The 25578-nt window shown below is 69.7% G+C and carries 15 protein-coding genes; 8 read left to right on the forward strand and 7 right to left on the reverse strand.

Features of this window, described 5'->3' with window-relative positions; translation table 11 throughout:
• Positions 1 to 41: 41 nt before the first annotated feature.
• Positions 42 to 1514, reverse strand: coding sequence for a sialate O-acetylesterase (locus tag WME73_RS27000; RefSeq protein WP_437911386.1), 1473 nt, complete (start codon positions 1512 to 1514; stop codon positions 42 to 44).
• A 548-nt stretch (positions 1515 to 2062) separates the two neighbouring features.
• Here WME73_RS27000 and WME73_RS27005 point away from each other — a divergent pair.
• Both WME73_RS27005 and WME73_RS27010 read left to right on the forward strand, forming a co-directional pair.
• Complete coding sequence (locus WME73_RS27005) at positions 2063 to 6148, forward strand: Kelch repeat-containing protein (RefSeq protein WP_437911387.1); 4086 nt, start codon at positions 2063 to 2065, stop codon at positions 6146 to 6148.
• A 14-nt stretch (positions 6149 to 6162) separates the two neighbouring features.
• Positions 6163 to 6807: a hypothetical protein gene (locus WME73_RS27010; RefSeq protein WP_437911388.1), complete on the forward strand. Its 645-nt coding sequence runs from the start codon at positions 6163 to 6165 to the stop codon at positions 6805 to 6807.
• A 97-nt stretch (positions 6808 to 6904) separates the two neighbouring features.
• Here WME73_RS27010 and WME73_RS27015 read toward each other — a convergent pair whose 3' ends face one another.
• Positions 6905 to 7291 (reverse strand): VOC family protein, encoded by a 387-nt coding sequence (locus tag WME73_RS27015; RefSeq protein WP_437911389.1) that lies wholly within the window; start codon positions 7289 to 7291, stop codon positions 6905 to 6907.
• 371 nt (positions 7292 to 7662) lie between these two features.
• On the opposite strand from WME73_RS27015, the gene WME73_RS27020 reads away from it, so the two are divergent.
• Positions 7663 to 8088 (forward strand): DUF6968 family protein, encoded by a 426-nt coding sequence (locus WME73_RS27020; protein WP_437911390.1) that lies wholly within the window; start codon positions 7663 to 7665, stop codon positions 8086 to 8088.
• 106 nt (positions 8089 to 8194) lie between these two features.
• Positions 8195 to 9391 (forward strand): hypothetical protein, encoded by a 1197-nt coding sequence (locus tag WME73_RS27025; RefSeq protein ID WP_437911391.1) that lies wholly within the window; start codon positions 8195 to 8197, stop codon positions 9389 to 9391.
• A gap of 17 nt (positions 9392 to 9408) precedes the next feature.
• Here the strand turns inward: WME73_RS27025 and WME73_RS27030 are convergent, their stop codons facing one another.
• From WME73_RS27030 to WME73_RS27040, 3 genes are all read right to left on the reverse strand, one after another.
• Positions 9409 to 13542 carry a PAAR-like domain-containing protein gene (locus WME73_RS27030; RefSeq protein ID WP_437911392.1) on the reverse strand — a complete coding sequence of 1378 codons (4134 nt, stop codon included), beginning with the start codon at positions 13540 to 13542 and terminating at the stop codon, positions 9409 to 9411.
• Between the two features lie 712 nt (positions 13543 to 14254).
• Complete coding sequence (locus WME73_RS27035) at positions 14255 to 15091, reverse strand: hypothetical protein (protein ID WP_437911393.1); 837 nt, start codon at positions 15089 to 15091, stop codon at positions 14255 to 14257.
• Between the two features lie 269 nt (positions 15092 to 15360).
• Positions 15361 to 15978, reverse strand: a complete 618-nt coding sequence (locus WME73_RS27040) for a JAB domain-containing protein (protein ID WP_437911394.1) — start codon at positions 15976 to 15978, stop codon at positions 15361 to 15363.
• 292 nt (positions 15979 to 16270) lie between these two features.
• Between WME73_RS27040 and WME73_RS27045 the strand changes: the two genes are divergently transcribed.
• The 4 genes from WME73_RS27045 (at position 16271) to WME73_RS27060 (ending at position 18669) form a co-directional block, all read left to right on the forward strand.
• Positions 16271 to 16561, forward strand: a complete 291-nt coding sequence (locus tag WME73_RS27045; RefSeq protein ID WP_437911395.1) for a helix-turn-helix domain-containing protein — start codon at positions 16271 to 16273, stop codon at positions 16559 to 16561.
• A gap of 396 nt (positions 16562 to 16957) precedes the next feature.
• The gene (locus WME73_RS27050) at positions 16958 to 17677 is read left to right on the forward strand and encodes a PD-(D/E)XK nuclease family protein (RefSeq protein ID WP_437911396.1); all 720 of its coding nucleotides are present in this window, start codon (positions 16958 to 16960) and stop codon (positions 17675 to 17677) included.
• On the forward strand, positions 17674 to 18255 hold the full coding sequence (locus WME73_RS27055; protein WP_437911397.1) for a hypothetical protein: 582 nt from the start codon (positions 17674 to 17676) through the stop codon (positions 18253 to 18255). The genes WME73_RS27050 and WME73_RS27055 overlap by 4 nt, the downstream gene beginning before the upstream one ends.
• 237 nt (positions 18256 to 18492) lie before the next feature.
• Positions 18493 to 18669, forward strand: coding sequence for a hypothetical protein (locus WME73_RS27060; RefSeq protein ID WP_437911398.1), 177 nt, complete (start codon positions 18493 to 18495; stop codon positions 18667 to 18669).
• A gap of 22 nt (positions 18670 to 18691) precedes the next feature.
• Here the strand turns inward: WME73_RS27060 and WME73_RS27065 are convergent, their stop codons facing one another.
• Together WME73_RS27065 and WME73_RS27070 are read right to left on the reverse strand one after the other, a co-directional pair.
• Positions 18692 to 21193 carry a hypothetical protein gene (locus WME73_RS27065; RefSeq protein WP_437911399.1) on the reverse strand — a complete coding sequence of 834 codons (2502 nt, stop codon included), beginning with the start codon at positions 21191 to 21193 and terminating at the stop codon, positions 18692 to 18694.
• Positions 21194 to 21214: 21 nt separating this feature from the next.
• Positions 21215 to 25525 (reverse strand): RHS repeat-associated core domain-containing protein, encoded by a 4311-nt coding sequence (locus WME73_RS27070; protein ID WP_437911400.1) that lies wholly within the window; start codon positions 25523 to 25525, stop codon positions 21215 to 21217.
• Positions 25526 to 25578 lie beyond the last annotated feature (53 nt).

A 25578-nucleotide genomic window follows, 5' to 3' on the forward strand; every position in this document is an offset into this window, starting at 1 on the left:
CCGCAGGCTCTCCGATCGGACCGCCGCGCCGGAGCGGCCCGTCAGGGGACGTTCATCTCGAACGCCACGCTGTAGTTCGGCTGCGCCTTGCCCGTCGTCGAGCCGACGAAAGGATCGGAGTCGCGCAGCTGACCCCAGCGGATCGTGCCGCCCGTCATCGACGTCCCGTCGGTCGTCATCGCATAGCCGACCATCACGCCGGACGCGGGGAGGTTCCGCGCGGTGATCTGCACCGAATCGCCGGAGATCTCCACGCCGCTGATCGGGATCCGGGAGTTGCCGCTCCAGAGCTCGAAGCCGCGGCCCTGCGCCCACTCCGTGAACGCGCTCTGGTGGGGAGACGGCAGCGCGCTGTCCCAGGCGAGCGGCGGCACAGGGACATGGAAGTGCACGGTGACGACGTCGCCGCTGCGCTCGACGCGCGTCGGCTGGAGCGGCTGCCAGTCCTTCCCGAGGACGACCTTCTCGAAGTAGATCTGGCCGAATTTCTCGCCGAGCTGCTGGTAGCCGTTCGCGTTCAGGTGGATGTGATCGTTGGCATACGGATACTGGTACTTCGGACCCGAGCAGACGATATCGCCCGGGTGATCGACGCCCACGCGCCACTGCGCCTGCGTCGACGTCGACCGCGTGCCGGCGTCGGTGTGCACCGAGTTCTGCTGGGACACGAGCAGGGGGATGCTCCGCGACTGGCCGGTGATCCGGAGGAGATCCTGGTTGTAGTCGGACCACAGCTTTACCAGTTCATCCTCGTAGGTCGCGCTGCCGGCGTCGGACTCGCCGTGCGTGATCACGATGGCGCCGACGCCGTACGTCTTGCCGGCCTCCCTGGCGAGGCGCGCGATGGCCTCCGCCTCGAACAGCGTCGCCGCGTAGGCGCGGCCCATCGACGTGTCGCCCGTGGCCGTCTGGGTGGCGCCCTTCCGCAGGACGCTCATGGGCTGCCCGCTCTCGCCAACGACGGTGTGCACCGTGACGTGGTCGCCGCCGGCGGATGCCTCCGCGAGGGACGAGATCTGGTCGGCCATGGCCGTGTGCGGCGTCTCGCCATAGATGTTCTTCGGGTAAGCGCTGGGGTAGGTCGTCGCAAACCCGCGGATCGGCTCGACGAGCGGCCCCAGGGAGAGGGCCGTGCTCGCCGCATCGAAGGGGGGCACGCTCGCGTTCCCGAGGGACAGCTTGAGGTTGTGAAAGCGCTGCGTGGTGGTGCGGGGCGGCGTGCCCTCCGCGCCGACCGAGAGGCTCTGTCCCGTGCCGACGATGCCGCTCCAGTCCCAGAGCGGCGCCGGAGGCGCGCCGCCGCCCCCTTCGCCAGCGCCGCCAGCGCCTGCCGCGCCGCCGCCCCCTTCGCCGGCGCCGCCGGTGCCGCTCCCGCTGCTCGTCGCGTCCTGACCGCCGGGGCCGCTGGTGCCGCTGATGCCGCTCCCGCTGCTCGTCGCGCTCTGACCGCCGGTGCCTGCGTTGCCGCCGGCGCCGGAGGACGACCCGTCCGACGAGTCGCATCCGATCGCCATGAGGAGAGCGAGCGTGCCTGATGAGCTAAGGCTCAAGAACGAAGATTTTCCCATGATGGCTCCTTGCCGCTGCACGAGCGGGCGCGAGTGTTCGCGCGCCCCGGAGCGTTGATCATCAGGCCGCGTGATGGAAGCCAGAACCGGAGATCTCACCGCAGCGCACAGAAAAACTGAACCGATTCAGTCAATTGGGCCTCAACCACGGTCGGAGGCTCCGCCGGGGCGTCAACCTCGGTCGGGTCTCCCGGGCATCATCACGCCGGAACCTCGAAACATCGACCAGGGTCGGGTCTCACCCCGGCCTCCAACGCCGGCGACACCGTACGCACGGCGCCTCGAGCACACATCTCCTCTGCCCACCCCCGACGAATGGATGGGCTCGTCTGCCCACACCTCGCTATCTCGCCACGGCAAAAAAGTGAGCCGTGGACGAACATCCGGCGGCACTACGCACTCGCCACCGCTTCTCTTCGACGCCTGCCCAGGCGGGGGTACCTCCGGGTGTGCAGCCCGGGGATGGGTGGTTCGAATCCCTCAATGGAGGTTTCATGGTGACGAAGACAGCCGCCTTGCTCGCGTGCACAGCGCTCTTGGCAGGGTGTGGATACGATCTCGACAGCCCGAAGGCGAGCGCCAAGGCCGATCACGGCGTGGAGCCGAACCTGGTCTGCAATGAACAGCTCACGACCGCCGTGACGCTGACCGGGGACAAGTTCACCCCGATGCCGAGCGACACCCTGGAGACGCCGACGGCGCTGCTCCTGCCGGCGATCGACCTGACACGCACGGTCGATCTCACCGGAAGCCAGGCGCCCGCGTCGTTCTCCATCGCCGATGATCCGGGCCAGCCCGAGGCGAGCAAGGTCCATTGGATCAGCGGCCAGCAGATGACGTTCCAGGTCGACCCCGCGCTCGCGCTCCTGCCCGGGCTCTACGACATCACCGTCACGAACCCCGACAAGAAGGCCGAGCACGCGGCGACCTTCACGGGAGGGCTCGCGGTGGTGCCCCGGCCTTCGCTCACCGCCGTCGCGCCCGACATCCTCTGCGTGGCCGACGCCGATCAGACCCTCGTGCTCACCGGCACCGACCTCCTGCGCGTCGGCTCGACCATGCCGGTCGCGCGCGTGACCGCCGGCGCCGCGACGATCGAGGTGCCCGTGAGCGAGCTCGAGGGGTGCCAGGACATCCCGGGTCGTGCGGGCGAGGTCGCGCGCTGCACGTCCGCGACCGTCGTCATCCCGCAAGGGAGCCTCGCGCCGGGCGCCTACGAGATCACGCTCACGAACCCGGAGCCCGCGAGCTGCGTCTCGACCGATCCGATCGGCGTCGTCGTCGTGCCCCCGCCCGAGGTCCTCTCCGTGCAGCCCGATCTCGTGTGCAACGCGCAGGACGCGCAGACGCTGACGGTCACCGGCGCCGGGTTCCTCACCATCGGCGCGCGAGATCCCGTCGTCCACATCGGAGACCAGACCTTCGCGCCGGACTCCGTGAGCGGCTGCGAGCCGGTGCCGCCGCCGGTCCAGGGCAGCTTCGCCGATGGCGAAATCGCGAGCTGCACGACGGTGACGCTCACCGTGCCGGTCGACGCGCTCCAGCCCGGTGACCACCCGGTCATGGTCATCAATCCGCCGCCGGCCGACTGCCACTCGGAGGAGCCGGTGAACCTGCATGTGGCCCCCCCACCGTCGATCGCGGATATCTCTCCGCTCGCGCTCTGCAACGCGCAGTCCGACCGGACGCTCGCGATCACGGGATCCGGCTTCCTGGTGGTTGGCGGCGAGGGGCCCACCGTCACCCTCGGGGGCGAGACCTTCAGCGCGTCCGATGTGGTCGCCGACGACTGCGCCGCGGTGACCGGCACCTTCGCCGAGGGGGACGTCGAGACCTGCGGCAGTCTCGTGATCACGATCCCTCAGGGCACGTTCACGGAAGGCGAGTACCCCGTCGTCGTGACGAACCCCGCGCCGGCCGGGTGTTCCTCGGAGGAGACGATCGCGCTCCGCGTGGAAGATCCGCCGGCCGTCGCGGAGGTTTCACCCGGCGTCGTCTGCAGCGGAGGCGGGCGGCTCGTCATCACCGGGAGCGGCTTCAACGCGACGCCCACGGTGACGCTCGAGGCAGCGGGACAGCCGACCATCACCGCGAGCAGCGTGGGGCTCGACGCCGCCGGGACGCAGGTCACGGCGCAGATCCCCGGGGGAGCGACCGCCGGCCTCACCTATGACGTCGTGGTGCAGAACCCCGACGGCTGCATGGACACCCCGCCGCACCAGACGGTCAGGGTGGTGCCGGGCCCGATCGCGTACTTTGCGGACCCCGAGATCGTCTACAACGGCATCAACACGCGCGTCACGATCTTCGCGACCACGCTCGAGCTCCCGCTTCCGCCGAACGCCGTCGAGCTCCGTCCGGCCGGAGCTGCGGAGCCCGTCACCGTGCTGGCCTCGACGCCGGTGCCGGGCAAGCCGAACCGGGTGCAGATCGTCGTGCCCGTCGACCAGCCGTCGGGCAGCTACGATGTCACCATCAACGACGCGACGGGGTGCCCGGCCATCCTGCCGAACGCCGTCCGCGTGACGGATGCCCTCTCCGTTTCGATCGATCGCATCGTGCCGTCGTTCGGCGACACCACGTCCGACACCGCGGCGCAGATCTTCCGCGACACCACGGCTCCCGCGCCCGGCGACGCGCCGTTCGTGGCCACGCCGCGCGCGTTCCTCAACCCGGACGGCGCCACGCCGTCGGACGTCGCCATCCCGCTCGCCTCCGTGGCGCTCAGCGACGCGGACAAGCTCTCGACGGTCGTGCCGGCGAACAGCCCTGCGGGCCTCTACGATCTCGTGGTCGTCAACCCGGACGGGACCGTGGGCCTGCTCGAGGACGCGTTCCGGGTGCAGACCGATCCGCCGCCCGTGGTCGAGACGGTGACGCGCTCGTCGATCGTCAGCGCCACGGGGCAAATGGTCCTCGTCGCGGGCCATCACTTCCGTGACGCGACGGTCGCGCTCTCCTGCGTCGATCCGACGGGCGCCCCCACGGCGCCGCCGCCCGCCATCTCGGCCGCGGACGCGTGCGACGCCCAGCAGAGCTGCACGAAGCAGGTCACCATCGACGGCTCCGCGCTGGTCGAAGGCTCGGTCTGCGTCCTCAGGCTCACGAACGCCGACGGCAGCTTCTTCGACTTCTCGGCCATCGGCGTCACGAACCCCTCGCTGAACCTCCCCGATCCGAAGGCGGGCACACCGCTCAACGTCGGCCGCCGCGCGCTCGTCGCGGCCGCGGGCAACGCCACGCCGGCGGCCCGGTTCGTCTACGCCATCGGCGGTGACGGCGGTGCCGCCGCCGCGGACGCGCCCTTCGACTCGGTGGAGCTCGCGCCCGTGGACCTGTTCGGGAACATGGGGGCGTGGCAGACCGCCCGCACGACGCTGCGCACGCCGCGGAGCTTCGCCGCGACGGCGACCGTCGGCCGCTACGTCTACGTGATGGGCGGGAGCGACGGAAGCTCCGCCGTCGCGAGCGCGGAGCGCGCGCTGATCCTCAGCCCGCGCGAGGTGCCGGAGCTCGACGTCGACGACCTCGTGCCGGCGCCGGAGGGGCTCGATCCGGGATACTGGTTCTACAGGATCTCGGCCGTGTCCGCGGCGGACGACCCCGAGAACCCCGGCGGCGAGTCGCTGCCGAGCGACGAGTTCATCGTGAAGGTGCCGGCGCTCCCCGGCGCGCGCATCCAGGTGGTGCTCACGTGGACGCCGCCCGTCGACTCGCTGGGAGAGCCGATCCCCAACGTGGCCAGCTATCGCATCTACCGGACGCCGACCGCGAACGGGAGCTCGGGCGGGGAGGTCCTCCTCGCGACGGTCGACGGCGACGCGCGCTCGTTCGCGGACGACGGCGCCGCCGCTCCTGGCACCGACCGGCCGATGCCGCTCGGGAGCCTCGGCCGCTGGGCGCCGCTGCCCGCGATGGGGAGCGCGCGCACGGGCGCGGCCGGCGCGATGGCCTTCGACCCCGCCGACGAGAGCCGCGTGTATATCTACGCGCTGTTCGGCCTGGATGAGGCAAACGAGGGTGTCGCCTCCTACGAGTACCTGCCCGTCACGATCGCCGCGAACGGGCGGCAGACGGCGGCGAGCGCGTGGATCACCGGCACACAGACCACCTCCACGCCCCGCTGGCAGCACGGCGCCTGGGTCGCGGACCGCGCGGTCTCGACCGACATCGCGGCCGGCGACACGTACGTGTTCGTCGGAGGCGGGCGTCTTTCGGGCGGAGCGCTGACAGGGAAGGTGGAGGCCGGCAAGGTCGCTGCCGGCGGCGATCTCGGCGCCCTGTCCGACACGCCGAAGGACGTCGGCGCCTCGGCCGCCGGTTACGGCGTGTGCGCGGCGAACGATCAGCTCTTCCTGTTCGGCGGCGGCAACGGCCAGCCCTCGAGCGGCGCCGCCGCTGCGACGCTCGTCTCGCCGCCCCCGTCGCTCGCGACGAACTCGTGGAACTCGGAGGGGCTCACGATGACGCAGAGCCGTTATCTCATGGGCAGCGCGGTCCAGAGCGCATTCATCTTCCTCGTGGCGGGTCAAACGGCCGCGGACGCGGCGAGCACCTCGACCGAATTCGTGGTCTGGTGAGGAGGCGAGACGACATGAACCGAATCATTCCCTGTCTTTTCGGACTCGGGCTCGCGCTCGTCGGCCTGCCCGCGGCGGAGGCGGCAGAGAGCGCCGCTCCGGCGCCCGCGAAGCCCGACCGGGGCGCGTTCGTCATGGCGGCAAAGGTCGGCGGCGTTGCGCCGTTCAACGGCCTCGACCCCTTCCTCGTCGGCGTCGCCGAGCTCGGCTATGTCGCCCCCTGGCTGCGGCGCAGTTTCTCGCTGCTCGTGGACGTCGGCTACACGGTCCCCAGCACGAGCGGCACGGAGAGCGACCCGCGCGTTGAAGGCGGAAGCTACGCGTGGACGCTCACGCACAAGCAGCTCGTCATCGCCCCCACGGTGAACTACCGGTTCACGTCGCTCGGCCGATTCGTCCCCTACGTCGGTATCGGGCCGAGGATCTACCTCGTCGAGAACGTGACCGAGGGGCGCGCCGGACAGGCCGTGATCGCCGACACGCACGAGCGGTCGACGGAGGTGGGCGTGTTCATGCCCCTGGGCGCGCAACTCGCGCTCGGCCCCGGCTTCCTGCTCGGCGAGCTCCTCTTCGAGTGGGGGCCGCTCGATCACGTGGCGACGGGCGAGTCGCACAGCGCCGGCGGGACGCTCCAGCTGGGGTATCGAATGGAGATCTGAGCCGCCGCGGCCGCCTTCTCCTCGTCGCATCGGCTGCGGCGCCTGCCGTGGCTTCCTTCCGAGAGCACGCACGGACCGTCCCGGCGGCGCGTCGCCGTCAACTGTCGGCGCGCACCGCGGGGAGCGGGCGGCGCCGGCAGCTCACCTCGATGAGGATGTCGCCGGGCGCCTTGAAATAGAACATCACGCCGCGGCCGTTCTCGCTCACGGGACCGCTGTCGACGCCCGCCGCGACGATCGCCGCGTGCTTGTCGTACACGGTGGCCACGTCGCCGACGATGAAGCCGATGTGGAAGCCCTCCGGATAAGGGCCGTCCGCCTCGCGCCGGCGCTGGAGGACGAGCGTGAAGTCGCCGGGCCCCGTGAGGATGGCGATCGCCGGCGAGTGCCGGTTGCCGTGGACCTCGAACTGGAAGTGCCGCTCGAAGAACGCGGCCGTTTCGAGGACGTCGGGGACCTGGAGATCGATGTGATTGAGATGCATGGGAGCCTCCACGGAGGACGCACGTGCGTCCAGGTGCCGTGGGACCTCACTCCGTGGTGGAGGGGGACATGGGCTCCCGTCATGGGAGTGGCCGGGGCTCGCCTGAACCGGCCTACCTCTTTCGGCGAGCAAGAAGATAGCGAAGCGATCGCGACCTGGCAACGTCCGGCGAAACATCGACGCGCGGGCGGGGCGGTCGAGGGGAGCGCCGCGCGCGCTCGGCGAGGCGAGGGGGTGGGCGAGCCAGCTCGGCGCGCGATCGTTGCCGCGCAGGAGGCGCCGAGCTCGGGAACCTCAACCCCGGTGAGCGGCAGCGGCGGTGCCTCAACCTGGGTCGGGCATCAACGACGGGTTTTAGCTATCCTGCGTGGGTGGCTCGACGAAAATACAAGGTCATAGCCGTTCGTCGGTATGGCGTCGAAGGTGAACCAGATCGCGAGATCGTTCTGAAGATCGGCGAACCAATACAACCGGCCTCGCCCAGCGGATCGTGGACGTGCCCTGTGATTCTTGATGGGCTGGATCCGGACATCCAGTATGCCGAAGGGGTCGACGCCGTCCAGGCAATCCAAAGTGCCATGCGGTATGCGCGACACGCGCTCGATAGATGCGGGCTGCCGATCACATGGCTGGGTCAGGAGCCCGGGGACATCGGGCTGCCGCTTCCTATAGATGGTCCGTTTGGGCTCTGGTTTCAGCGCAGACTGGAAAAGCTCGTGGATGATGAAACGGAGCGCGTGGGCGAGATCGTGGCTGCGGTTCTCAAGGAGCGCGCACGGAAGAAGCGCGGGCGTTGAGGCTCGCTCGGTCTGGCCCTGCCCCGCTTCCGTCTCGGCACTCATCGCAATTTCCCTCCTTCCGAAGTCGCTCGAGTGCTGAAGCTACGGGCGGGATGACGTCCAGGTGGACGACGGCGCAACGCTCGCCGCGGCCTATGCGCTGGAGCAGATCACCGGCGCAGGGATGTGCAAGGACGTTGCGGTGGAGGACGGGGAGATCTTCGTCTCCGATCCTCCCGCGCCCGACGTCGGCGAGGCGCGCGAGCCCAAGCTCGCGCCGCTGGTCAGCGATCCCAGGTGCCGATTTCCTCCTGATCGACGTACAGTGCACGGCGAGCAGATCATGACCGCCCCCCTGGTGACGCCGACGCTCGAGCACGCGCTGCCGATCGACCGTGACCTCGTCCACTGTGCGACGTTCGCGCTCGCGTGGGCGGAGCTCCAGCGGCAGCTCGGATCCGAGGACGTGCTGGTCGAGCCCACGGAGCTCTCGCGGGCGCTGGGCCGCGCAGCTGCCGTCGCCGCCGGCGCCGTGGATTCAGCGGAGTCATTCGCCTGCGCAGGAGAGGGTGATGCGGCGGTCGCTGCGATCCGTGCCGAGCTGGCTCGCCGGTTCGGCGATGCGCAGACGCGGCTATTGCCGCAGAGCGTGCCGGCGCACGCTCTCGTGGCGTTCGCCTTGCTGCGGACCAGGGTTGCATTCGAGCGGCCCTTTGTCCGCGATCGCTCAGCGGGGCTCTCGTTCCTGGGGGGCCGCGTGCAGTGCTTCGGCCACTGGGGCGGCGCCGGGGCGAGCGCCTATGCGGGCGCCGCGACCGTACACCGTTACGAGTCGCCGGGCGATTTCGTCATCGAGCTCCGCGGCCGCGGCGACGCGTCGGTCGTCGTCGCTCGCCGTGAAGGCTGGTCGACGCTCGCGGAGGCAACGCACGACGCGCTCGGCGCGGTCGATCGTGGGCCTGGCCGGTGGGCTCGTCTGTGGGGGCAGACCTCGCTGCAGGACGATGACATCTTCCAGGTCCCGGTCGTGTCGCTGCGCGTCGATGCGTCCTTCGACGAGCTCGTCGGCAAGCCCATCGTGCCGGGGGATCGCGTCCTCGTCGCCGCGTTTCAGACGCTGGAGCTCGACGTCGACGAGCACGGAGCGCGGCTCGTGTCCGAGGCGCTCGCCCTCGGCATGAAGAGCCGCCGTCGCCGTGGGCGCGAGCTCGTGTGCGACGGACCGTTCTTGCTCGCGCTGCGGCGCGCCGGCGCGCCAGCGCCGTACTTCGCCGCGTGGCTGCAGTCGGGCGCGGCGTTCGTTCCTGTGGAGCCTGGGTGAGCGGGTGAGCGCGGCTCCTAGAAGGGCCGCGGATCCACCGTGGTCCATGAGCCCTTGATCACCTTCTCGTGGACCGGGGGGCCGGGTTTGGTGATCGTCGCGCCATACGAGGGGACGATCTTCCCTATGATCGCGTCGGAGCCGAGGTAGGCGCCGACACGGCTGTCCGCCTTGGCGCCCGAGGTCGGCGCGAGCGTCATGTCGGCCACCCCCTGCGCCATGCTCGGCCCGAAGAGCGGCTTGGTGGCGCCGTTGCAGGAGGCGACGTCGACCTTGGCGCCGGGCGCCGCGCCGTTGAATCCAGCGGCGTTGAGCTGTTTGCCGAGCTCCCTGCCCCCGATGCTCTTCTTCTTGCCGTTCCACTCGATCGAGCCTGGATCGCCGTGGGAAACCACGATCACGTGATCCTCACCGGCGAGGTTCGCGCTCGGCAGCTGGTGTCCCTGGATCACCGTCGCTCCGGGATACTGCTTCTGGTACATGGCCACCGAGTCGTTGATGACCTTGTCGTTGCTCCCCTGGACGATGACGACGAGCCCGAGCGGGTCGAGGTGGAAGGTCGCGTTCGGCAGGAACCCGATGTCCTGAAACGAGGCCGGAAAGCCGAGCGGGTCTGGCGTGAGATAGACGCCGAGGTCAGGGTCGTAGTACCGGAACCTGTTGTAATGCAGGCCCGTCCGCGGATCGGCGCGGTGCCCAGCGAAGCGCAGCGCGCCGATCGCGCCGCTCGAGCGCGCGACGCGGCCCCACGCTGACAGGTCGACGTCGGCGAGCTCGCCGCTCGGCGCCGCGTAGAGCCAGGGCGTCGCAGTCAGGTCCGTGGCAATGAGGCGCCACTCTCCCTCCACGGTGCGCTCGGCGAGCGGCGTGAAGCCGTCGTCATCGAAGACACGCCTTACCGAGCGCAGATGACTCGAATCGACCTCCTCGACGAGCGCCTCGTCGTCCCAGAGGAAGAACGTGCTCCGGCCGTCGTCGCCGAGCTCCGCGAGTCGTCGTCCGAAGGCATCGTAGACGTAGCGCACGCGGTGGCCGGCGTCGGAGCGCGCGATGACGAGCCGGTCCTCGGCGTCGTACTCGAACGTCCAGCTCCTCGCTGCGCTACCGGTCACCTTCCGCACGAGCCGGCCGCGGTCGTCCCAGGAGAGCTCGGCGGCGGTGGTGCGGAGTGGCCGCCCGCCCGGGCCGAGCTGCCAGCTGGCACCGCGCGGCACCGCGGTCCCCTGAGGGGCGATCTCGAATGCCTCGTTCGCCCCGAGCCCGCGCACCGAGAGCGGCCGCCCGATCGGATCGAGCGCGTAGCTCCGCGCGCCGTGGCGATCGTCGTCGATGTGGGCGACGGGCCCGCGCGGATCCCACGCGTACGCGCGTGTGCGCAGGGTCTGGTCCGCCCGCCGCAGCGAGACGCGCGTCGGGAACCCGAGGGCGCTGCGCTCGGTCGTGAGGCGAAGATCCCCGAGCGAGCGCGCGACCTCGCGGCGCTCGTGGTCGCGCTCGAGGGACAGATCGAGCGACGCCGTGCCGCGTTCGTCCTCGCGCGACCCGACGCGGGCGAGCCAGCCGCCAGCGCCGCGCTGCAGCTCGGCCGACCATCCGGTCGAGTAGCGTCGCGCGACGATCCGACCGAGGAGGTCGTGCGTGTACTCCACCGTGAAGCGGTGGCTGCCGCACTCCTGTACCTCCCGCGCCACGCGGCCGAGCGGGTCGCGTTCGAAGAGGACCGACGTGGAGGCGTTCGAGGCGCGGCGCACTTCGCCGAACGTGTCGTACTCGAACCGCGCGCGCTCGCCGCTCGAGTGCTGGCGCTCGACGACGCGGCCGAGCTGGTCGAGGACGAAGCGCACGAACGTCCCGTCCGGGCGGGAGATCGTGACGGGCCGATCGCCGCCGTCGTAGTCGAAGCGGGTCCACAGGCCCGCGAACGACCGCTCGCTGACGAGCCGCCCGCGGCCGTCGTACTGTCGCTCGTGGCGCTCGCCAGCCGGGTTCTCGATCCAACGCAGCCGGAGCAGGGCGTCGTATCCGGCGCGGATGCGCGTGCCGTCCGGCCGCATCCGCTCGACGAGCGCACCGGCGATATGGCGGAACGACTCGCGGCCGCCGCCTGGCCACTCGACGTCGACGACGTGCTGCGCGGCATCGATCGTCCACCTCGTGCGCTGCCCCTCGGGCCCCTCGAGCGCGACGAGGTCTCCGCGCGAGTCGTAGGACAGATCGAAGGTGGCGCCCGTCGGGAGTCGCAGGCGGACCGGCAAACCGAACAGGTCGAACGTATACTGCCAGACGGCCCCCACCGCGTCGACGATCTCGAGCACGTTGCCGTGGGCATCGTATTGAAAGCGGGTCGTGGAGCCGTCCGGCCAGTCGATGGCGCGGTTCCTGCCGCGATCGTCGTACGACGCGCGCGTGGCGGCGCCCGAGGGGGAGATGTGCTCGAGCGTGCGCCCGTTGCGCGTGCACTCGGTCACGGACAGCCCGTTCGGCAGCCGGCTGATCCGCGCGCCGTCCTTGACGCTCACCTGCGCGCGGGCGTCGTTGGCGCTCGTGCGCGCCGGCGTGCCGGTGGCGTCGTACGCACGCGACCATCGGAGTCCGTTCGGCTGGATGGAGGAGACGGCCCGCCCGGCTGCATCGTAGGTGAAGTGCGTCGCGTATCCGCACGGATCGATGTAATGCTTGATGAGGCCGAGCTCGTTGCCCCAGTAGCGATGGACACCACCGCACGCGTCGACCATCGTGGTCTCGTGGAGTCCTGGCCCGTACACGAAGCGGGTGTGAAAGATGCCTTTCGGCCGGTCTGGCGCGTTTGCCTCCGGCGCGCCGAGCGCTGCGAGCACGTCCTCGCCTTTCAGGTCGCCCCATGTCTCGACGCAGCGCCGCTGTCCAAACGCGGTCTTGTAGACGAAATGGTAGCGAATTTTGTCCGGTCGCTCCTCGAGCACGAGGTAATGGTCTTCATCGTACTCGTAGCGCGTCTCGGCCCCACCAGCATCCACGGCGCCCACCAGGTCCCCGCGCTCATCGAGCTCGTAGGTGACCAGGCGTTGGCGGTGCACGCGTCCCTGTTCGTCCGACGCAGCGACCCACCAGATCACGAACCGGTCGTCGCGTTCGAGCCAAGCGCGTCGCCCTACCGAGTCGACGATCTCGACGACCGCGCCGTCCCGCCAGCGGACCTCGGCGACGTTCCCGCTCAGATCGCGTAGCTCCGCGAGCTCCCACCGATGGCGCGTCGGCGAGGGCGCGAGCACGCGGAGGATGCCATCCTGCAGATCGACGAAGAGGCGGTCTTGCTCGCGCCAGAGGCGCCGCCCGTAGGGGAGCAGCAGCGTTTCCTCGGTGCTCGGTAGGGCAAGCGTGGTCCGCCGGAACGTCTCATCGACGAGCACGAGGTGGTCGCCATGGCGCTCTGCGTACCAGAGCAGGCTGTGCGACCATCCACGCCCTATGCCGGCGTCGAACGCGACCGACGAGGTCCTGTAGTGTCGGATCAGCGTCACCCATAAGAAGCCCGGGAGCTGGAAGTCGACGACAGGCTCTGTGAACAGCGTGCCTGTTACGACGTCGACGGGGTGGCCACCGGCTGCCTGCCCCTCCGTACCCGGGGGCGCCGGGGGGCTGGGCGGCCCTGCGCCCTGATTGCTCCCGCCGCCGCCTCCACCGCCATTGCCGGCGCCCTGCGGCCCGCCCCTGCCCGGCGCGCCTGCGCCGCCGCCGCCTCCTCCTCCTCCCCGGGCGCCGCCGCCCGCGCCGCTCGCCGTCGCGCCCGCGCCGACAGTGATCGACTTGTTCATCTGCCCCATGCTGCCGGTAATGCCGGCCATGCCGAGCTCGATGATGACGTTCGGCGCGCCGAGCCACGGGAAGCAGGGCCCTCCGGTGTTGAGGCTGACAACCTCCTTGAGCGTGCCGGGCTCGTTGCCGTGGCATGCCTTCATGCAGCCGCCCACGGTGAGGATCTTCGCGCCTTCGATCTTGGTGCGCATGCACGGATCGATGATCCCCTCGGCCACGGTGCCCATCGTGGGATAGGGGATCGGCAGGGGGCTCGGGGCGGCAGGGGTGAGGCACACGCTCACCGCCATGCCGGTCATCTGGTGACCGGATTTCTCGGTGATGGTGTCCATGTGGAGCGCCGTGACCTTGCCCATGGTGGTGAGATGGTCGCACGTGGAAGACATGCGACGGAAGCCGCCATGCTGGGCAGCGATCGCCACGCGGGCGGATCAGGGCATGACGAGGCGCCTTGCGGCGCCTCCGGCACCTCAACCTGGTCGGGCCTCAGCCGGGTCGGGCGCAGCCTGGGTCGGGCCTCGACGCCCAGGCGCTGGGCGGTCGGCCAGCAGCCGCTCTGCGCTGCGATCCGGAGGGGTCCGGCACCCCCGCTGGCTCTCTGCGTTGCGGTCCGAAGGGGGTCCGGCACCCCGGCAGGCGCTCTTCATTGCGGTCCGGAGGGGTCCGGACCCCTCCATCTGGCACAATAGGCTGCGGATCCGGGGGTCGATGGCACAGAAAAACGAGATGGACAGCGATATTTGACACAACTTAACCCTGGTGAGACGCTCTCCGGAGCGCCTCGGAGGGGTCTGGACCCCGGTGTGTCGCAATGCATTGCGGTTGAGCCAGTGTCGGCCCCCCCTGATCTGGCACAGATCGAGGCCGAGGCGGCACAGGGTATGGCGCTGGTCGCTCCGGGATGGGCCGGAGGACGGGGGGGATGGGCACCGGGGGGAGGCGGCGAGGGCCACGCCGTCCGGAGCGTACGGAGGGGTCTGCGGGGGCTTGGCCCCGGGACGGGGTCACGACGAGGGGACGAGGCGGGAGGAGATCGCGGCGCCGGCGGTGCGCGTCAGGCAGCCGGGATCAGCGATCGGCGGGCGCGGGCGCAGCGGTCGGCGCGCCGGGCTGGAGGGGAACGCCGGGCGGGGCGGGCGCCGCGGTGTCGCCCTCGGGCTTGTCGTTCTTCCGGGGCGCGCCGCGGCCGCTCGACCCGACGCTCCAGCTCGCGAGCGGCGCGAGCAGCCTGTCGGCGAGCTCCTGCGTCTCCGGCTCGTCGGGCTCGACGGAGCCCATCACCTTGATCACGTAGGCGCGCAGCGCCTCGGTGAAGGCGGCGAGCGCGTCGCGCACGCTGGGCGGCGCCGCCGCGGCCGTGGCCGCGGGCGCGGTGACGCCCAGCGCCTTGCCGTACGCGGCGTGCGCGGCCTCCAGGGCGGAGAGGAAGCGCTTGCCGCCGAGCGCCTCGATGCGCGCGTCGAGGCCGCTCTTGCGGATGCGCTGGATCCGGAGCTCGCTCTCGGACCACTCCAGGACATACGTGAGCTGGAGAAACTTGAGCCCTCCGGTGAAGAGCGCCGCCTTCAGCGCGCTCGCCTCGGCAGCCTCGGGCGCGCCGGGAGGCAGCTTGGTGTACGCGGTCAGGAAGTCGTGGAGACCGCTCCAGCAATTGTCGAGGACGCGATCGCACTGGACCGCGTCCTCGCTCGCTTCCCCTCCCTCCGAAAGCGACACCTGATCGCGCAGCGCCGACGCGAGATCGTCGTGGCGCGAGGCCAGCGCGGCGAGCACCCGCGCGACGCCCTTCACGAGCTGCTTCTTGGCAGGCTTCGCCGCCGTGATCAGCTGCTCGCCGAGCGCCATCGCCCCCACGGCCGTGAAGCGGGGGAGCTGGATCACTTCCGATGCGGTGTATTTGCTCATGAGATCACCCTCGTCCGCGGCAGGAGCGCGGGATTGCGCTGGAATGCCAGACGGGCCATCGTGCTCTATCGATGAAATAAAGAGGGTTGTCCAGGGATATTTTGACGGGAGGGCGATTTACAGAAGAAGGTGCGGTGTCGAATTCCTGCTGTTCGTGAGCAATAGCGTGGGAAGGGAGGGAGAGAAGATCGAGAGATGTTGCGGGGATAGAGTGGTTGGCACTGATCTGGCAGTCGCGGCGGACGCGCCGCTTCGCCAGGTGCCTTGGTTCAGCGGGGCGAGCCAGCCCGGAAGACGGAGGAGAAGCGCCCGACAGGCGTCACGATGACGTGGTCGCGAAGGGGTACGTCGATCAGGTGCGCGGCGTGCTCGACCTCCTGGGTGAGCAGCACATCGTCGGCGGACGGCGCGGGGTCGCCGCCCGGGTGGTTGTGGGCCATCACGAACGTGACGGCGCCGAGCTCGAGGGCCGCGCGGAGCACATCGGCGGGGCGCACGGACGCGGAGAGGAGGCCGCCGCGGCTGATCATGCGGGCGCCGCGGGCGCGGTCGTGCACGTCGAGCGCGGCGATCCAGACCTCCTCGTGGACGAGCGGCGCGAGCGTCGCGTGGAAGAAGCGGGCGACGTCGCGCGGGCGCCGCAGGCGCTGCGCGCGGCGCGAGCGCGCTGCGTGAAGGCGCCGCCCGAGCTCGAAGGCGGCCGCGAGGCGGGTCGCCGCCTGGAGGGCGACCTCGGCGCGCTCCGCCAGCGCGATGGGGGAAAGGCGGGCGAGCGCCGGGAGGTCCTCGGCCGGGAGAGGGCGGCGGCCCGCGTCGGGCAAGCCGAGCAGGAGATCCAGCAGGGCCGCGTCGGGCATCGCGGGGACGTCGACGGGAGCGGGCTTCATCGGGCGCCTCCGCGCGAAGAAGGGCGGTCCGCCGGCGCGAGCGCCTGGTGAGCGCGGCGGCGGCGGGGCTTGAAGGAACGGGGACTTTGCCTGGGATCGGGGAGTATGCGAACGATCTGCACGTCGGACCTCGGTCTGTTCGGGGTTCGGCCACGCAGCCCGGGGCGTTGGCGCGCCCGCGGGCTGCACTTCTTTGTGCGCCTCGCAGCTTACCCAGCGCACTCCGACGCGGTCAATGGAACACAACTTATAGATTGTGTTTTCGTGGCGCGCCCGAAGGTAGGCCCGGCGCATGGAGCGCGATCATGCGGACGTGGTGCTCGAGTACATCGGAGCCAACGTGCATCGCCTCCGTGTGCGCCTGGGCCTGAGCCAGGAGGCGCTAGCCGAGGCGGCGGACATCAGCACGGGCTTCCTGCAGCGCGTCGAGAGGGGGAAGACGAACGTCGGGGTCGTGGTGCTGGTCCGGCTCGCCGACGCGCTCGGCGTCGAGCCGGGCGTTCTGCTGCGCCGCGCCGTGCTGCCGGAGGTGACGCGCGGGAGGCCGCGCAGCACGCGGGCGAAGCGACCGCCGTCGAGGTAGGCCGGCAGCGGCCATGCGCTGACATCCTCGCCAGAAATCCAGCGCCCGCGCGGCGTTACGTGCAGCGCTCGGCGTTGATCGCGCATTCGGCGCAGGCGTAATCTGCTCGCACCGCATGCCGACCAAGCGAGACCTTCTCACCCATCTCACCCGGGACGAGCTCCTGGCCGTGGTGGCCCGCTTCGAGCTCCCTAGGAAGCACGGCTACCCGCCGGACAAGACGGAGACGGCGGTCGAGACGGTGCTGAAAGCGGGCAGAGCTGCTCGCCCTGGCGTGGGCGGCGTGAGCGGCGAGCTCGCCCGGGGGCAGGCGCCGGGTAGGAGCGGCGTCGACAATTCGCAGCGTCCTGCGCGCGGAGCTGGCTGCCCAGCGACTGATGCTGGTGGAGGAGACCGATGACGAGCCTCGCGACAGGCCTTGAAGCGGACGAGTCGCAGATCGCCTCCCTCACCGCCGAGTGGCGCACCATCCTGGCGGAAGAGCGGAAGAACGAAGCGGCGGAGGTCACTGCGTGGGAGGCTAGCGTCGCCAAGCTCCGTGCCGAGCACGATGCGCTCCTGCGTGATGGCGCCTGGGTCGGCGGACCGGACGACACGCTGAGCATCCTCGGGGTTGGCCGAAGGGAGCTGTACCATTCCGCCCTGCTGGCGTGGCTTCTCGATCCTCAGGGCCGCCATGGCCTCGGCACCAGCTTTCTCGAGGCCTTGCTGCGCCGCTGCGCGTCGGATCCGCCCACATCCGAGCTGCATCTCGCCCGGCCAGCGCTCGAAGTGAGCCGGGGCGACGCCCGCGCCGATATCGTTGTCACCGCGCCCGGGCTCTGCCTGGTGATCGAGAACAAAGTCGATGCGGGTGAGCAGCCTCGACAATGCGACCGACTTTTTGAGAGCTTTGGGCGAGAGGCTGGCGCGTTGTTCGTCTTCCTGTCGCCCTCGGGACGGGCACCCGAGACCGCCACGGGCAGCGCGCAGGAAGCCTTCCAGAAGATGAGCTATGCCGACATCGCCTCGATGCTGCGTGACGCGCTGGCACGCCCACCGTGGAATGGCGTTACGAACCATGGGCGAGAGGTGGCGTCCAACTATCTCGCAACCCTGAAGAGGCAGTTCCAATGAACCGCATCGACGAGCCTCGTGCCGTATTCTATCTTCGACATCAGGCACTCATCGAGAAGTGGGCCGCCCTTGGCCCGTCCGTCGCCCAGCTCGCGCACTCGTTTCTGTGCTCGTGCGCAGATGATGTCGCCGGGCTCGCCCCGCAGCTTTCTCCCGACGCCGCCGTTCACATGGATCTGGAAGGAGAATGGCCGAAGGTCCTCGTGTTTTCACGACGATGGTTCGGATCAAGCGAGGGTGAATCCGTTCCGAAGGTCGGGATCGGTCTGGAGTGGAACAAGAAGAGCCGGCTTAACTTCGCGACCTCTCCTGACTGCGCGTACACGGGAGTGCGGGTGAATTTCGGTCTCGCCGACGGCCGGGAGCTGTCAAGGAAGCTCAAGGATGCGTTCGCAGCGGCCGGCCTCATCAAGCCGCATAAGCTCGTCACCAGCCCTTGGTGGCCCGCCTACCGCCACGAGGTAGCAGCGGGGGAGTACTGGGAGAACCTCGCGCCTTACCGGGAACAGCTCGTCAAGTCAGTGCGGTTCTTCTGGAGGGAGTTCGAGCCGCGGATCCGGGACGTACTGGCGGGCTGAGCGCAGGTGCTCCTGGACCATGCGGTAGAGGTGTCACGCGACCGGGAGCGCAGCTGCCCGAGGCTGGGGCCATGCCGGCTCGCCAGCCGAACCTGGTGAAGCTCGCCAGGCCCGACGCGCTAGCTCAGGGCGGCGACGCCGGCTTGGTTCGCTGCTCCGGGACGACTGGAAACGGGGCAGGTCGACCCGAAGCAGGGTGCCCGCGGCTTGCCGGCCTCCGCATGCTAGGCTCCGAGCATGCCCGAGCCTCTGGACCCTCCCGTCGAGGAGCGGGACGACAGCCCCTACGACGAGAACGGGGTGGACCGCTCCCTCGTCCGCTGGATGCTCAGCCTGTCCCCTACGGAGCGGCTGGCGCAGGTGCAGAGCTCGATCGATTTGATCATGAGCGTGCGTGAACCACCCGCGCCCTGATCTGACCTCCGGATGGGGGGCATCAAGCAGCGGACTCGTGTTGAAGGCCGACGAGCATGCGCGCGAAGTCGCAGAGCGCCGAGGAGCCACCGAGCCGCAGGATGAGCTGGAGGACGGCCTCCGCGTGGAGGTAGTGCTCCGACGGCAGGTAGGCGAACAGGGCCGGATCGCTGATGTCGATGGTCCGTTGCCACGCGTCGGCGCGCGCGCGCACCGACCAGATCGCCCGGAGCGCGGCATCGGGCAGGCTCGCCAGGGTGTCGCAGAGCACGCCGTCCTCCACGTCCACCAGCGCCAGGATCGCTCGCACAGCGGCTTCGATCTCCGACGCGCTGGCCACGCGCTCGGCCTCGGACAGCGACACCGCCACGCGAGCCCAGCCGCGGAGCCGCTCGTCGGGCGACAGTTCCCCTCCTCCCCCTCCGCCCTCCGCCGGGGCGTCGCTCGGACGCTCCGCAGGGTCGCCCGCGCCCGAGGACGGAGCCGCCTCAACCTGCGCTTCGAGCATCGCGCGCACCTCGCGCGGCAACGTCCTCTGCATCCAGGACGTCCACTCGAAGAACTCCGCCCCTTCCTCCAGCGCCCAGCGCAATCCCGGCTCCCACCGGGACGCGGGCAGCATGGCCCACACGGGGTCGGAAATGGCCATCAGCCGATCGCCCGCCTGCGTCCTGCCGATGTGGCCTTCCGCAACCGCGTCGAGCACCCTCCCAGCGAGCGGCACGGCGCGCTCCGCCGGCACCAGCGGCAACACCGCCGCGATCGCCTCGACACGATCCTCTTCGTCGAGGTCGTCGCCCCCTTCCACCTCGGCCAGCGTCTCTTCGATGAGCGCCGCGCGCTGGTCGCCCTCGGCGAGCGTCGCCGCGGTGAAGATCCCCCTCAGCCGCACACGCCCGGCGCGCGCACGCACCTCGTCGAGGTAGAGTGAGAGGAGAACGCCGCGCGGCGCGCCGTCGGCGAGCTGCGCGGCGCGCTCGAGCGTGTAAAGAATCTCCACGCTGACCGGCCGCTCATAGCGCGCGAGCGCGGCCCGCAGGTGCTCCCGTTGCTCCTCGGGGGAGAACAGCTCGGCGAATCCGGGGGAGTCGTAGAGCTCCTCGCCGCTCTGCAGCAATGCCCGCGCGAGCCGGGCGCGCCGCTCGCCCTGGAGCGTGCGCGCGAGCTCCATCACAAGCGCAAGCTCGTCGCCTGCCGCGTGGTGCTCGGCGAAGTCCAGCACTCTGCCGAAGCCTCGGTCCGTGACGATCGCCGCTGCGTGCTTCGGGCCGAACAGCAGTCGCCCAAGCCGCGACTCCGCCGCTTCGATAGGTGGTGTCGCCCCACGCTCTTCGGCCGCCGTCGCCGCTTGCGCCATGCGCCCGCCCAGCGCCGCGCGTTCGCCCTCCGTGAGCGACGGTCCGTGGTCCACTGCCCAGTCCGCAACCCACTCGAGCGCGTCCGAGGCGGCGTCGCCGAGCGGCTCTATCCGGCGAAACGCCTCGTGGAACAGCGCCGATACGCGCGGCTCTCCGAGGTGCTCCGCGACGCGCAGGAGGGCGTCCGCACCCACGATCGGATCCACCTCGCCGCGCGCGCACGCGATCGCCTCGTCCGCGAGCGCCGGACACACCGCCACGACGTCCGCGAGCGCCGCGGGCAAATACCGGCTCGTCCGGGCCCGCTCCAGCGCGAGCCGTGCGAGCCGCGCGCGCGACGCGCCCGGGTGCTCGCGCGCCACGGACAGCAAATCATCGACGTCCTCGAGCCCCTGGCACTCGGCCTCCGATGCCTCGAGCATCCCTGCGCTCATGAAGGCGTGCGCCGCGCGCTTGCGCGCCCAGAACCCGCCGGGCGACCCCTCCTCCGCCCCTCCGGCCTCCAGCGCCGCGCGCAGCCGCACAATCTCGCCGCGTGCCCGCTCGCGATCTCGAGCCGGCACGAGCGGCAGGAGATCGCACCACGCGAGGAGCGCCACGACTGGCTTCGCCCCGGGGATCCACGCCTCGAACTCCGACAGGGCGCGCGCGATCCCCGCCGCAGCAAGATACGGTGCGCACGATCGCAGCGCCTCCCCGCGGCGCGCGCTCAGCGCGTGGATCGCATCGAGCGCGGCGTCGTGCTGTCCGGCACGCGCGAACCGCACAGCGACCGCGGCAACCGCCCCCTCGTCGACGAACCATCCCGCTCCATCGCCGAGCTGAGGCCGCCCGATGAGCGCGAGCACGGCGCCGAGCGAGGCGTCGGGAAATACCCCGAGGTGGTGGAGGACGAACGCGTGGCGGCTTGCGAAGTCCACGCACCGGAGCCGCTCGATCGCTTCCTCCGCGCTCCACAGCCCGAACTCCAGCGCCTTAGCGCGCAGGCTGAAGGGGATCGCCCTCTCAGCCCAGGACGCCCGCTCCGCGATCTCCCTCGCGCGGAGCTGCCGTGCCATCGCCTCGGCGCGCGCCCGCTCGGCTTCGGCCTCTTCGAACGACCGGTCCGCGAGGCGCCACTCGTCGACCGAGCGCGCCAGCACATCTTTACATGCCGAGATCTCCATGGGCGGTTGCCTCCCGCGCGCCTACTTCTTCCGCTGGTGCTTGTCACGCGGGCCGATGTAGTTGCCCTGCTCGTCGTAATATGGATTGCCGCCGGAGCCCCCTCCTCCGCCGCCACCGCCGTCTCCCGGCCCCGGCCAGGCGCCCTTGGGTCCTTCCGGCGGATAGCCGCCCGGGGGCGGGTTTTCCGGCGGGTAGTACACCCCCTGGTTCTTTCCGGTCCTCGGCTCTCTCTGCGTGACCTGCTTGCCGTCTCCGTCGGTACGAGGCACGACGGCTGTCTCCGACGTCTCCGTCCTGGGGCTCCCCTGGCCATGCACTTTCTTGCCGTCCCACGGCGCATTATCGTGGTACACACCGCCAGTGGCCTTTGGCTGCTCCTTGCCCTTTTTGACGTCCTTGTTCGGATCCGCGTTGATATTGTCCGGGTGAATGCCAAGCTCGCGGAACACCTGCGCGCAGAACTTGCACGGCGGGATCGGGTTCCCTTCCTTGTCGTATGCCTGGATCTTCGCTCCCTTCCGATACTGCTCACGCAGCTCGTTACGGACCTTGGCGTTCTGCTCCTCTTTCGAGAGCTTGTCCCACCCGGGCTTCTTCTGAAGGTCGCCTCGGATCTCCTTCGCCTGCCGATCGAGCGCCTCGATCTCGGCACACTTGCCCGCTGTGTTCGGGAGCCTCTCCTTGCTAGGATCCTTCAGCTTCCTGGTCTTCGGATCCTCCTCGGTGAACTTGCCCTTCGCGTTGTCGACCGCCTCCTGAATGGCGGGGTCGTACTTGGGATTTCCCTGCGCATCGCGCGGTTTGTCGGGTTCATGCGGTGGTCGTGGCTGGCCTTCGGAATAACCCCAGGTTTCCTTCTTTCTGTCGGCTCCCGGTTGATCCCAGATCTTGGCCTTGGCCATCAATCCTAGCGGATCGACGAATCGTGTAGGCTGACTTTCGGCGTAGGCAAAGGCGTTGAATCCTGAGATCAACCCCACGGGATCGGCGCTGATGTAGCGCCCAGCCTCGGGATCGTAGTACCGGTGCCGATTGTAAAACAGGCCGGTCTCTTCATCGTGATACTGGCCCTGATAGCCGATCGGTGTGGTCGTGACGGCGCCGGGCTCGACCGCGAACCGTCCCCAGGCGCTCCGCCGGATCTCACAGGCAACCGACCCGTCGGACGACACCAGCTTCTCCGGCGTGCCGATATCGTCGGTCAGGTAATGGTAATAGCCGCTCGCCGTTCGATGCCCACGCTCGACGCGCGCATCCTTGTGCGCCCACGGGAAGCCCCGGTCGTCGTAGCAGTACGTCCGCTCTTCCACGATCGGGGCGCCGTGGCCGAGAATGCGCTGCGTGATCTCGTGCACGAGCGCATCGCCGTCCCATACGTACCGCGTGGTCGATTCAACGGACGGCTGGGCGCCCGGCGAGACACGGACCACCGTCTTCTGGACCCGCCGGGCGAACGGATCGTAGGCGAAGGTGATGCGCACGCCGTCTGAGCGCTCCACGGCCTCGAGCAGGCCGTTCGCTGCCCAGCAATAGCGGACGGTGTGCTCGCCGTCGCCCGCGGCAGCGCGCACCTGAACGAGGCGAGCGTCGTCGTCCCAGGTGTAGCGCTTGCCGCCGCGCTGCACGAGACGATTGCCCTCTCCGTAGTGCCGCTCGACGCCAAACCGCTCGTACAGGTTTCCGGTTGCGTCGTAGGCGAAGCGCTCGATGTTCCGCTCGTCGGTGCCAGCGGCGACCAGGCGCCCCACGGCGTCGTGCTCGAAGCGCCGCGAGCCGGAGGCACGATCGTACGCCTCCAGGAGCTCGGAAGCCGGCGAGTACCGGTACGCCTGCTCCACGGTCGGCGCTCCGGCTGGAGCGGCATGCCATGCAGGCTGCCCCAGCGTGGGTCTGCTCGCCGTGGTCACGCGGCGCTGCATGAGACGATCGCGCTCGTCGTAGGCCGCGTCGATCCGGCCGCCAGCGGGCAAAAGGCGCGCGACCTCGCGGCCGAGCACATCGTGGATCGGCTGAATCTCCTCGAGTTCGTCGAGCACGGCGCGCGTGCACTGACCCATGATGTCGCGATCCCAGACCTGGGAGTGGCCGAGCGACGTCGAGCGCCGTACGACGTTCCCAACGAGATCGCGCTCGACCTCGACAACGACGGTCTGCCCGTTGACTGTCTGGCTCTCGCGCACGACCCACCCCAGCGCGTTCCGCGTGTACTCGAATACACCGCTCGGCCCCTCCGCCCACACAACCCGACCGAGCTCGTCGTACTCGAATTTCTCTACGCGATCATCGTCGTAGCGTTGCTCGATGAGCTGGCCCGCCAGATCGTACTCGTACCAGGTCTTCTGGCGGAGCCCGTTCTCGGCCATGATGAGCCGGCCCTCGGAGTCGTACTTATAATGCAGTTGCCGGCCGTCGAACGTACGCTCGGAGAGGACCATGCCGGCTAGATTCAAGCTGATGGAGTGGACCTCTCCCTTCGGGTTGATCACTTCCACAAGCCGACCCTCCCGGTCGTACTTCATCCGCGTCGTCGACCCGTCCGCCTCGTGAATCTCGCAGAGCTTGCGGAACCCGCCGTACACATAGCGTGTGATGCGCCCGTTCTCGCCCATCACGCTCGTCCGCTGCCGGATGCCGTCGTAATCGTACCGGACAACGCTGCCGTCCGGTTTGCGTTCGGAGAGCAGATCGCCTCGCACACTGTAGGCGTAGTAAAACGTAGCACCGGCCGGGTCCTGCTTGGCCGTGCACCGGCCCCAGTAGTCGTAGGCCCAGCGGGTGACGTGACCGAGCGCGTCGACCTTCTCCACCAAGTTGCCGTGGCTGTCGTGGCGGTACTGAGTGCGGCCCCCGTTTGGACCGATGGTCTCCACGACGAGGCCACGGCTGTCGAAGCGGCTCTCGAACGACGCGCCGATCGGATCGGTCCAGGCGATACCTCCGGCAAAGCGCACCACGCTCGTCACCCCGCCAGCGGCGTCGACTTTTCGGCGGATGTGCCCGTCCGCATCGCGCTCGTAAGTCGTCGAGCGGCCGAGCGGGTCGATCTCCTGGAGCACGCGGCCGCGGGGGTCCAGCCTCCACTGGGTCGTCGCGCCGAGCGAGTCGGTGTACGCGACGAGATTCCCGCCCTCGTCATACCGGCGCTCGACCACCGCGCCAGCCGAGACGGCCTTGTCAAGCTTGCCATGCTCGTTCCCGAAGTACCGATGAATGGTGATGGAGTCGATCGCCTCGGAGTAGCCGTTTCCATCGTAAATGAACTTACAGTGATAGATGCCTTTCGCGCGGGTCTCGCCGTCGGCCAGGAGCGCGGGAACGCCGGCCGAGAGGCTCCTGTCCTCGGCGTCGTCGTACGCTCCCCACGTCTCGACGCAGCGCTTTTGCTCATCGTAACGGAAATGGAAGGTGAGGCCGACGGGCGAGGTATGTGCGAGCAAGAAGTGGTCTTCGTCGTAGGCGTACCGGGTGGCGTAATCCTCCGCGTCGCGCGCCTCGATCAGGTTGCCGCGCTCGTCGTAGGCGAAGCGGCCGAGGGCGACCCAGCGGCCGTGTTCCGGCGCGTTCTTCAGCTCCCATGCGGCGATGCGGCCGTCATGGTCGCGGCGAACCCTGACGACCCGTCCGACGCTGTCGTGCACCTCAGCGAGCCGCCCGTCGGCGTAGACGAGCGAGATGGTCTGGTCGAACGCATCGCGGATGGCCGACAGGAGCCATCGCTCCTGATGGCGCGCCTCGAATACGAGCCACCTGCCCTCACCGGTGTCGAGCACGAAGCCCTTCGCGCCGCGCACGAGAACCATTCCTTCGGGCCCGGTCGTGCCTTCGCCCTCCTCGATGAGGTCGAACTCCAGGCCGAGGCCCTGGTCGCTCCACACGGTGATGGAGCGCCGGCCGATCTCTACGTCCCACGCCAGCGAGTGGCACCACCCGAAGCCGAGGCCGACGTCGCGCTCGGTCGATGTGGCGTAGTAGGCGCGCGCGATTTCGAGCGGGAGCGGGCCCGGCAGATCGACGTCGAGCGCGGGATTCGTGAAGACGTTTCCCGTGACGACATCGACGGGGTCGCCCTTCGACGCCTTGCCGCTCTTCTTTCCTTTGTGGTGCCGCGGGCACGAGCCGCCGTTGGGATCACCAGTCCCGTTGCCGCAAGCGCCCTTGCCACCACCACCGGTGCCCTTGCCGCCATTCTTGCCATTGGCCCTCTGGCTGCCCTTACTGCCCTTGCCGCCCTTGCCGCCGCTGCCCGCTCCGCCCCCACCACCGCCGAGGACGAAGACGCCGGGGTTCATCCCGGGAATCGCCGGGATATTGGGGACAGGGGCCGTGCGCATGCGCTACCGCTTACGGCAGCCCGCGCCGTGCGTCAAACCACCCGCCGGCGCGC

Source organism: Sorangium sp. So ce302, assembly GCF_051530145.1.
In the GTDB taxonomy this organism is placed as follows: domain Bacteria; phylum Myxococcota_A; class Polyangia; order Polyangiales; family Polyangiaceae; genus Sorangium; species Sorangium cellulosum_B.